Origin of the sequence: Sphingobium sp. DC-2 (genome assembly GCF_000722555.1) — a bacterium.
In the GTDB taxonomy this organism is placed as follows: Bacteria; Pseudomonadota; Alphaproteobacteria; order Sphingomonadales; family Sphingomonadaceae; genus Sphingobium; species Sphingobium quisquiliarum.
Genome location: NZ_JNAC01000063.1, coordinates 1 through 10,443, shown reverse-complemented (window position 1 = coordinate 10,443; position 10,443 = coordinate 1). Strand labels below are relative to the sequence as shown.

At 61.2% G+C, this 10,443-nt stretch carries 5 protein-coding genes; 4 read left to right on the top strand and 1 reads right to left on the bottom strand.

What is annotated here, in order from left to right; genetic code table 11:
* From ET21_RS26685 to ET21_RS0114470, 4 genes are all read left to right on the top strand, one after another.
* On the top strand, positions 1-2,628 hold a 2,628-nt coding region (locus ET21_RS26685; RefSeq protein WP_156029191.1), incomplete at its 5' end, for an AAA family ATPase.
* Positions 2,629-2,798: 170 nt separating this feature from the next.
* Entirely contained in the window at positions 2,799-3,932 is a 1,134-nt protein-coding gene (locus ET21_RS0114480; RefSeq protein ID WP_237751568.1) for an McrC family protein, read from the top strand.
* 18 nt (positions 3,933-3,950) lie between these two features.
* On the top strand, positions 3,951-7,349 hold the full coding sequence (locus ET21_RS0114475; protein WP_030540249.1) for a TM0106 family RecB-like putative nuclease: 3,399 nt from the start codon (positions 3,951-3,953) through the stop codon (positions 7,347-7,349).
* Between the two features lie 120 nt (positions 7,350-7,469).
* On the top strand, positions 7,470-7,676 hold the full coding sequence (locus ET21_RS0114470; RefSeq protein WP_030540248.1) for a hypothetical protein: 207 nt from the start codon (positions 7,470-7,472) through the stop codon (positions 7,674-7,676).
* A gap of 4 nt (positions 7,677-7,680) precedes the next feature.
* Here the strand turns inward: ET21_RS0114470 and ET21_RS0114465 are convergent, their stop codons facing one another.
* The gene (locus ET21_RS0114465) at positions 7,681-10,383 is read right to left on the bottom strand and encodes a conjugal transfer protein TraG N-terminal domain-containing protein (protein ID WP_030540247.1); all 2,703 of its coding nucleotides are present in this window, start codon (positions 10,381-10,383) and stop codon (positions 7,681-7,683) included.
* Between the last annotated feature and the right edge of the window lie 60 nt (positions 10,384-10,443).

The following is a 10,443-nucleotide window of genomic DNA, read 5'->3' as shown; positions in this document are numbered from 1 at the left end:
ATCTCAAATAAATCCCGCAGCAAGCCTATCAGGAGTTATGCAACAAAGCCGTTCGACAGCATCGATGCCGAGAAGCGGATCGCACTCTTTGATGACTCCAGAACGGTCCACTGGCCCATTCGCCAAACCAACCGGCAGTCGGGGGTCAAAGCGTTCCGGATCATGGGCGCCTCGAACAAAACTGAAGATGCCGTTGAAACTGACGATATCCTGGCGGTGGCCCGGGCGCTGTTCAAAGAGCAGCGTCTGGTCCGGGTGCTGCGGTCCAACAACGGCCGGCGGCCCTATCTGGGATACGGCAAACAGAAACTGACTTCCTATGAAATCGACCCAGAAATTGCCCAAGCTCTGGGCATTCCCGCGAAGGGTTCAATTCACGGGAATGACCTGATCCTCGACGCCGCCGCGCTTGCGGACCTCAAGGCTCGTTTCCTGCGGACCTATCCCGATTTTGAACCGGAAGGATTTGCTGGCGCGACCTCGCAAGTCTTCAGGGATGTCATCAACTACAAGCGAGAGGCTGTCGCCAAGGTTGCGGCGCTCATGCAGTCCGAGCCGCCGCTGGCACCCGAGGCGCTGGGCGGCGCCTTGTTCGACATCCTGACGGGTATCGATCTTCCCGGTTGGCGGACCAACAACCGTCTCGCCGCCATTCGCCAGCAGCATCCGAATGTTCTCGAACTGGCAGCGGCCCAATTGGCCCGCTCAAGCGATGACCCGCCGGCGGCGGCCAAACAAATGGTCGACGCGATCTGGCCCGTCCTTCTGGAGGGCCAGGAGAAGAGCAAGCCCTACTCGGAGAGCCGCAATATCCCGTCGATGTTCCTGGCGCTGGTCAGACCGCGCGATGCCCTGGGCATCAACACCGACCCGCTCTCGAGGGCCTACAAGGCTTTGGTTCACAAGCCGCTGTTCGGCTGGAGCCCGCTGTCAGCCGAAGAATATGCCGAAGTGCTCCGCTTCGCGCACAAGCTCTACGAGGAAATGGTCGGTTGGGGATGGCAGCCCCGAGACCTGTGGGATGTCCAGAGCTTCCTCTGGGTCGTGAGCCAGGAAGACCAAGCTGCCGATGAAACGCCAGAAATTTCAGAAATGAGGCCAGCCATGCCGACTGCAACCAACCTGATCCTTTACGGGCCTCCGGGAACGGGAAAGACCTATGCGACAGCCGCCGAGGCCGTGGAAATCTGCAACGGTCCAGGATCGGCGCAGCTTGGCCGCAAGGAACTGATGGATGTCTATCAGTCCCTGCATCGCAAGGGGCGCATCGGCTTTGTCACGTTTCACCAGTCCTTCTCCTACGAAGAGTTCGTCGAAGGACTGAGGCCCGTCACGGGCGAGGAGAGCGACGATGGTCCGGCCAGTGGCGGGTTCAGCCTAAAGCCCCACGACGGCATCTTCAAGCAGATTGCCAATCTTGCCTCTGAAAACCGTGGCCATGCGGTCAACGCCGAGAAACCACTGCTCGATCGAAGCCAGAAGATCTTCAAGATGTCGCTCGGACGAAGCTGGGCGGCGGAAGATGACGCGATCTTCCAGGACGCAATCCGCGATGGGTACATAGTCCTGGGATATGGCGGCGACGTCGATTGGTCCGATCCCCGCTTCGACAAATGGGAAGCGATCAAGGAACGATGGCGTGAGGATCACCCTGAAGCGACCGGCAACGATCCCAACATGTCCCAGATGTACGCCTTCAGAATCAACATGGAAGTCGGCTCGTTGGTCGTTGTGTCGGACGGCAACAGGAAATTCCGGGCGATTGGCGAAGTCACCGGGGGATATCGTTTTGTTCCCGGCCCCAACGGCGAATATAACCATCGCCGATCGGTCAAATGGCTGTGGCACTCCGATGAGAGCCTCCCGCGCGAACGCATTTACGGGAAGACCTTCAGCCAGGTTTCCGTCTACCAGCTGAACAATCGCTATATCGACTGGGACGCGCTGGAACAGATCGTCACCTCGGGTGGCGATGCGGTGGCCACCACGGGTGTACCCGAGCCCTACGTGCTCATCATCGATGAGATCAACCGCGCAAATATTTCGAAGGTCTTCGGTGAGCTCATCACCTTGCTCGAGCCGGACAAGCGGATCGGCGAGGAAAACGAGCTTCGCGTGAAATTGCCCTACTCGGGCGAGATTTTCGGCGTTCCGTCGAACCTCCACATCATCGGCACGATGAATACGGCGGATCGCTCAATCGCCTTGCTGGACACAGCTCTGCGCCGGCGCTTCACCTTCCGCGAGCTCATGCCGGACACCGAGGCCCTGCCTGAAAATGTTGATGGCATTGCGCTCAGAAATCTCCTCGCCTCTCTCAACGAGCGCATCGAGTACCTCTTCGACCGGGAACACCAGATCGGGCACGCCTACTTCATGGGGTGTGCGACCCGCTCCGACGTCGATGAATGCATGCGACACAAGGTAATCCCACTCCTCGCCGAGTACTTCTACGAGGACTGGTCCAAGGTCGCCGCCGTGCTTGGCGATACGACGGGCGAGCGCTTCTTGGAACGACGGGAACTGAAGGCCCCCAACGGCCTCGACTCCGATGGCGATGCTCCAGCTCGTTGGCGCTGGCAGGTCCGGCAGCCGTTTGCAGATGATGCCTACAAGGGCTTTGCGTGATCCGGCGATCACTCCTCGAATGGCAATCGCTCGCTTATGGCGATGGTGAGGAATGCATCCCCGAATGGGCAGCAGACAGGCTTGTCGCCGTTGCGCGTCGATCCCCCCTAGCCGGCAAGAATGGCAAGGGAATCCTGGAGCATGGACGGCATGCTCTTGGAGCTCGTCAGGTGGTAGGCGTGATTGTCGCTGATGGGTGTGCGCTGGAAATCCTGCCCAAGATCGATGCCAAGCCTTCAGAGAGCGATCCTGACAATCGCGGCTACTTGCGGGATCGCCTGGTGCATATGCTGGCCGTCGCGCTCGATCTGGAGATCGACAGCGGCACAATGACTTCGCTTGGGTCTCAACGCGACACCTTGCTCGAAGTCCTGATCGGGCTGTTTTCCCGCAAGCTTGCCGACGCCCTGCGTCAGGGCATGCCTCGTCGCTATATGGCCTGGGAGGATGAATTGCCCGCGCTTCGCGGCCGACTTGATGTTGCGCGGCAGTTTACGCGGCTCGCCGCTTCGCCGCAGCGTCTCGCTTGCCGTTTCGACGAGCTGTCGCCTGACACTCCGCTCAATCAGATCATGAAAGCCGCTGTTTCCCGGTTGCTGCGCGTTTCGAACAATGCGGACAACCAGCGCAGGCTGGCCGAGCTGGGCTTCGCCTATGCCGACATTGCCGATGTTCCGGTAAGCGGATTGCGCTGGGACGATGCGCATCTTGATCGGACCAACGCGCGCTGGAAGGAGCTGATCACGCTAGCCCGGCTGCTCCTGGGCGACCGGTTCCAGACGAGTTCGATGGGCCGGCAGGACGGCTTCTCGCTTCTTTTTGAGATGAACACGCTGTTCGAGGAGTATGTGGGGCGCCTGCTCAAGCGCGCGCTCTCGGGCACAGGATTTAGCGTCAGCCTTCAAGGCGGACGTCTCTTTTGCCTCGAGAATGAGACCGATGGCCGCCAGGTGTTTCAGACCAGGCCCGATATTCTGGTGAAGCGTGGCAATGAGGTCGTGCAGATCATCGATACCAAGTGGAAGCGGATTTCCTCCCGGATCGACGATCCCAAGCAGGGGGTCTCCCAGGCCGACGTCTATCAGATGATGGCCTATGGGCGGATCTACCACTGCAACAGCCTCAGCCTGCTCTATCCGCATCACTTCGCGCTGGCTGACCGCCCGGGCACTTTGGCGTCGCACCGGATCGGCGCAGATCAGGCCCGGCTCCACACGATGAGCGTCGAACTCGGCTCCCGGCAAGCCGTCATCCAACAATTGCGGCTGCTCACGCTCGAGCTTGCCGAAACTGAAGCGTGCTGAGTTTTCGGGGGCATTATCGTGCAAATTCAAAATGGAACGCCGCGCCTCAGCGCTACCGATCTGGTGGGATATCTCAACTGCCGGCACTTGACCCAGTTGGAGCATGCGGCAGCGCGCGGTGAGCTCTCGCGTCCGAAATTCTTCGATCCCGCGCTCGAGGCGCTCTGGGAGCGCGGCAAGCAGCACGAACTGGCCTATGTGGAGCATCTGCGCGCCCAAGGCCTTTCATCCGTTGTGATCGATGGTGTGGACATCACCGATGAGGCCGTCGCTCAAACCATCGCCGCCATGCGGGCGGGCGTTGACGTGATCGTCCAGGGGGCGCTGCGAGGCGGATCCTGGGCCGGCCGTGCCGACATTCTGCAGCGCGTCGATACGCCAAGCGACCTTGGCGATTGGTCCTATGAAGCTGCTGACACCAAGCTCGCCCGGGAAACGAAAGGCGGCACGGTCCTTCAGCTCTGTCTCTACTCCGAGCTCATTGGCGAAGTGCAAGGCACCATGCCGGTCTTCGCCAGCGTCATCCCGCCCTGGACCGACTTTGAACCGGAGCGGTATCGGCTTGCCGATTTCGCCGCTTATCACCGTCAGGTGAAGCAGGGACTGCTTGGAGCGATCGAAACCAAAAAGCCCGCGCAGACCTACCCGGAGCCGACGTCAAACTGTGATATCTGCAATTGGAGCACGCGCTGCGACAAGCAACGCCGGGATGACGATCACCTTTGCCTCGTGGCCGGCATTTCCTCGATGCAGATCGCAGAGCTCAAGGATCACGGCGTCACGACGGCGACGGCGCTGGCGGAACTGACGCTGCCCCTGCAATGGAAGCCGGAGCGTGGCTCGAAAGAATCTCTGACCCGCGTCCGCGAGCAGGCCAGGATCCAGCTCGAATCCAAAGCCAGTGGTGAACTGCGCTACGAACTGCTGGCGCCGGTGGCAGGTTTCGGCCTCAACTGCCTGCCTGAGCCTTGCGAGGGCGACATCTTTCTCGACTTCGAGGGGGATTCCTTCGTCGGCCAGCATGGGCTGGAATATCTCTTGGGCTTCCACTTCCGTGAGGAAGGCGAGCCGCAGTACCGCGGGCTTTGGGCGCTTGACCGGGCTGGCGAGAAGGCAGCCTTCGAGACATTCATCGATTTCGTGCTCGAGCGGATGAAGGTCTTCCCGCAGCTCCACGTCTACCATTACGGCGGGTACGAGCCTGGCGCGCTGAAACGGCTGATGGGGCGATATGGCACGCGCGAAGACGAACTGGATTCGCTGCTGCGTGGCCTCGTGTTCGTCGACTTGCTGAGCGTCGTCCGCCATTCGCTTCGCGCGGGCGTGGAGAGCTATTCCATCAAGAAGCTCGAACCGCTCTATGGCTATGTTCGGGACGCCAGCCTTCCCGATGCCAACCTGGCGCTCAACCGCCTGCAGGTGAGCCTTGAACTGAACGACCCGGCCGGAATTCTGCCGGAGGATAAGCAGACCGTAGAAGCCTACAACCGCGACGACTGTGTCTCGACCGAGGCTCTGCGCGATTGGCTGGAGGCCGAACGCAGCAAGCTCATCGATCGAGGCATCGAGTTGACGAGACCGGAGTCAGGGGAAAGCGGACCGAGCGAAGGCCTTTCCGAATGGCTGGAGCGGATCACGCCGCTAATTGAGCAGCTGACTGTCGATGTCCCGGTCGATCCGGAAGAGCGCACCTCCGAGCAGCATGCGCGCTGGCTTCTTGCCAATCTTCTCGAGTGGCATCGCCGCGAGGAAAAGGCGACCTGGTGGGAATATTTCCGCCTCAGCGACCTCTCTGCAGACGAGCTCATCGATGAGCGCGCCGGTCTTGCAGGTCTCACCTTCTTGGAAACGGTTGGTGGCACAGCCAAGTGCCCGATCGACCGCTACACCTTCCCGGTGCAGGAAGCCGATATCCGCGCGGGCAAAGGGCTGCGGACGCAGGGTGGTCAGACGCTGGGCACCGTTGAGGATATCTCGAGGGAACAGCGCACCATCGATATCAAGAAGGCCTCGGCGATGGCGGACGAACATCCGGCCGCGGTCTTCGTACATGAGCATGTGCCGTCCAAACCGATGCAGGAAGCGCTGGTCAGACTGGCAACTCATGTCTGCGAGCATGGCATGGACGAGGGAGAAACCTACCAGGCGGCGCGCGACATGCTGATGCGCGTGGCGCCCCGCATTGCAGACGGCAGCGCCGTGCGACGTGACGGCGAAAAGCCCCTTGATGCGGGCGTGCGCATCGCCCCGCTCATCTCAGCAGGCGTTTTGCCGATCCAGGGACCTCCGGGCACCGGCAAGACCCACACCGGCGGGCACATGATTTGCGAGCTCGTCCGGCAGGGCAAAAAGGTGGGGATCGTGGCCAATGGCCATGAGGTGATCCGCAACCTCTTGAACAAGGTCATTGAGGTCGCCGAGGAGACCGATACCCCGCTGGTCTGCATCCAAAAGCCGAAAGGCGGGTCCAAGGAAGACGCGACCGACCGGCTCCGGTTAGCAAAGAAAAACAATGCCGAGATCTTCGACGCGCTCAAAGCCGATTGTAGCGTCGCAGGCGGTACCGCCTGGCTGTGGTCGACGGAGGATGCGTTTGAAAGTCTCGACGTTCTCTTTGTCGACGAGGCGGCACAGATGTCCCTGGCGAATGTGCTTGCCGTTTCGCAGGCGGCCAAAGCGCTAGTTCTGCTCGGAGACCCGCAGCAGCTCGACCAGCCCATGCAAGGCAGCCATCCGGACGGCACCGGTTGCTCTGCGCTCGACCATTTGCTTTCTGGCAAGCAAACCATTGGACCCGACGAAGGCCTGTTTCTCGACGTCACCTGGCGACTGCATCCGGATATCTGTGCGTTCACATCCGAGCTTTTTTACGAGGGCAAGCTTGGAGCGAAGGCGGAAGCGGCCGGGCAGCGGGTAAACGCCAAGGGCATCGCAAATGGCACGGGTCTGAGGTTTCTGCCTGTCGAGCATTCCGGCAATCAGAATTGCTCGTCCGAAGAGGCTGACGTTATCGCCGAACTGGTCTCCGACATACTGGCACAGGGTGCGACCTGGATCGATCGCGAGGGGAACGAAAAGCCGCTCGGGATCGCTGACATACTGATCATCGCCCCGTACAATGCGCAGGTGTTCGAGATCCAACGCCGGCTCCCCCAGGCGCGGGTCGGGACGGTGGACAAATTCCAGGGCCAAGAGGCGCCAATTTCGATCTATTCGCTCGCCAGCTCCTCCCATGCCGATGCGCCGCGCGGGATGGAGTTTCTGTACAGCCTGAACCGATTGAACGTTGCGACTTCACGCGCGAAATGCGTCACGATCCTTGTCGGCTCTCCGCAAGTTTTCGAGGCCGAATGCCGCACACCTCGTCAGATGCAACTCGCGAATGCCTTCTGCCGATATCTTGAACTCAGTTCATGAAAATGCCGCCGAACATCGCTTGGCACCCATGATTTTGTGTGTCAGAATCGCTGCATTAAGCCCGGAAATCTGCGATAATGCAGCGATTTTGGAGCAGCCTGCCTGCTGAATAGGTGCCCTATGTTGAAGTCATCCGACGACCCCGTTGCGACCGAGGACTGGAAGGGTCTCAAAGAGATTGACCGGGCCATCGCGGAAAATCGCCTGACTGCGTACACGTGGAAGAAGACCTGGGCCGATCCGTGGGGGCGCGCCGCCATGGTCACGGTCTTCACGTTGCTCACAGCGTACATCATTTTTGTGATTATCAACGATTTGATCCTTTAACACATCACCAATCTTTGACCTCGTCTGCGGCCTCTTCCGAAGCTCCCTTGGCCCCTCGGGTGGTCGCATCGAGATTGCCCCTGGATTGGCCGATCCGGCCACGGCCCCGCGCCTGCGCCGCGCGGACTTCTTCGCTGATCCCCGTGGTATCAGGAGCAGCACCAAGACTGCCGGATCCGCCGCCGCCACTGGGACCACGTGCGCGGACGCTACCCTGGCTCGTAACGGCAGGACGGCTCACTGGCGCGAACTCGGGCAGCGTCAATTGCCCTTCAATGTCATCGTGCAGGCGGTCGGCATAGGTTTCGACGAACCGTGCCTGGAGCTGCTGGCCCTGTGCGCTCATCTGGAAATTGATGTCATCGAAGCGGACCGGGCCGTAATAGTCGCGGTTCGCCTCGACCTCCGCCATGCCCCATTCCCGATAAGCCTGGCTTAGATTGAGCGAACCGGCAGCGTTCGCGCCTTCGTACCAGGAGGCCTGGTTCTCGAGCCGGCTTGCAAGTTCTTCGGCACGCCGCGCTTCGACCGAGTAGGTCTGCGCTTCGGTCAGCGAGTGGCTGAGACCCGCGGCGCTGGTCGAGACCTGCGAACTCGAACTCGAGCTCGTCTGGCGCAGGAATCCTTCGCGCGTGCTCGACCAGTTCCGCGTGTCCGAAAGCTGCTGCAACGTCCCGGTAATCCGATTGCGATCCTCAGATGCAATGCCGACGTCGCTGTCGGTCCAGCTCTGGTTTCGTCCGCCGCTGGCTTTCGCACCAAGCTCAACCGGCCCGAGGCTTCCACCGACGCCAGCGCTAGCCTGGCCATTGAGGAACCAGGACACGGTGATGTCGTCGGCGGCTCGGCGCGACAGGCCGAACTGGCGCTGCAGGGTGGTGGAGGCGTTGTCGACTTCGCTGAATGCCGTGCCGATGCTGTCGTTGCTGCCAGTGCCGCTGACCGTTTCCGAGGATCGGCCTTGGCTGTAGGCGTTGCGGATCTCGTTGAACCGGGTGACGGCCGAGCTGGTCGATTGCTGGGCCAGGTTCGAATAGGTCTCGCTCTGCCCCCGGCTCTGGCTCGCCATGGTCGAGAGCCTGCTCGTGAAATCCTGCCCGAGCGTGGGCGTGAACGGGTACTGCGAATTCGGCACGGTCGCGAATTCCGCCTCACCGAAGCTCGTCGTCTGGGTGCCCACATCGCTGAATCCGCGCGTCTGCGGGGCGCCGTAGGAGATGCTCGGATTGAGCGCCCCTTGGGCAAACTGGCGTGAGAAGACCGTCGAATTGTCGAGATTGCTGTTACCGAGCGAGACATTGCCGGTGCTCGCCTCGCGCGCCGCTTCCTCGGCCGCATTCTGCGAGGGGTTGAGGTAGGAGGTTGCTTGGCCGGAGATTGCGAGCGCGCCCTTGGCGACGCAGCCAGCCAAGAACGGGACCGAGGCCACGAGATAGCCAGCCAGAAGCCCGATATCGCGGTTGACGTCGGTCATGCCTGCGAAGGTTGCGAGCGACAGGCCGGTACCGGCGCCGGCGGCCGCGACATCGCTCGCGCCCTTGAACATCAGGATCATATGCAGGATCACGAAGAGCGGGCCCCATGCCGCGAGGTAGAAGAAGCCGGTGATGTAGCCCCGCAGCGCGACCGGACCGGTCTTGGGCATCAGGAACAGCGGAAAGATCACAGGGAACATCGCGTAGAAGACGACCGTCAGCACGACATTGAGGATCGGCACCCATTTCATCGCGTTCTCCGCGATCGAGGCATAGGTCCGCTCGGTCTGGATATCGGCGCGGGTCTGGGCGAAGACGTCGATGCTCGAGGTGCCGCTAGCGCCCGCAAACCCGTGCATGGCCTGGTTCATCGCGTTGATCGTCAGGACCTGGCGGAAGATGTTGCTCGCGTTCTTCGACACGCCTGAGAGATACTGGTAGGCGACCGGCAGGTCTGCAAGCAGCTTGGTCTTGGCGAGCGCCGCAGTTTGGCGCGGATAAAGCTGCCGCCCGGCGCTGAGCGCCATGGCATCGATGAGCCCCGCCCATTGGTTCGATAGCGCGGTGTAGGCATCGCGGCAGGTGACGATCGACGCGGTCACGCTGTCATCGCCTTGCCGCGTCAGGAACTTCTGCGCCCGCGCCGCACTGCCGGGCGCGATCGTGGTCCAGACGTCATCGCTCTCGGCGAGCTGCTTCATCGAATAGCGGCCAAGCAAGAGGTCGTAGAACACGCACTGCCGCACATGCTCGTCGAGATTAGCGGCAAATTCGGGATCGGAAATCCGCAGCGAGCGCGTCGCCTCCATCAGCCGCGCGCCATAGATCATACCGTTCTTCGAGTAGTTGAGATCATCGGGTAGGCCAAAGACGAGCTCGGCCGAGCGCGTAAGATAGTCGCCGACCTGGCTGGTGAAACTCGCCATGAGCGCGAGACCCAGCGGCACGTTGGCGACGTTCGCAGGCGCAAGGCTCGGGTTGACCCGGTCGGTCACATGGACGTCCATGCGCGGCACCATCAGGCACATGTAGATGAGCGTCGCACCGAGGAACCAGTTGAGCCAGGCCCGCCAGTCCTGGTTGAAGGCGAGCACGATGACCGCGAGCGCCAGCCCCATGACCATGGTCACCTGGATCAAGCTCTTGTAGCCACCCGCGCCTGTCCAGCTGGCGACGGCATTCAAGACATTGACGATGTACTCGCCGCCGCCGACCGTGAAGATCTCGATCATGACTTGTCTCGCCTTAGAGCCTGATTCGAAATTATCCGACGTATTTTCATGCTCTTGCGA

What these genes read in the sequence shown, in the direction of transcription:
- ET21_RS0114470 (WP_030540248.1), top strand. Translation starts at nt 7,470, where the DNA reads ATGTTGAAGTCATCCGACGACCCCGTTGCGACCGAGGACTGGAAGGGT.
- ET21_RS0114465 (WP_030540247.1), bottom strand. Translation starts at nt 10,383, where the DNA reads ATGATCGAGATCTTCACGGTCGGCGGCGGCGAGTACATCGTCAATGTC.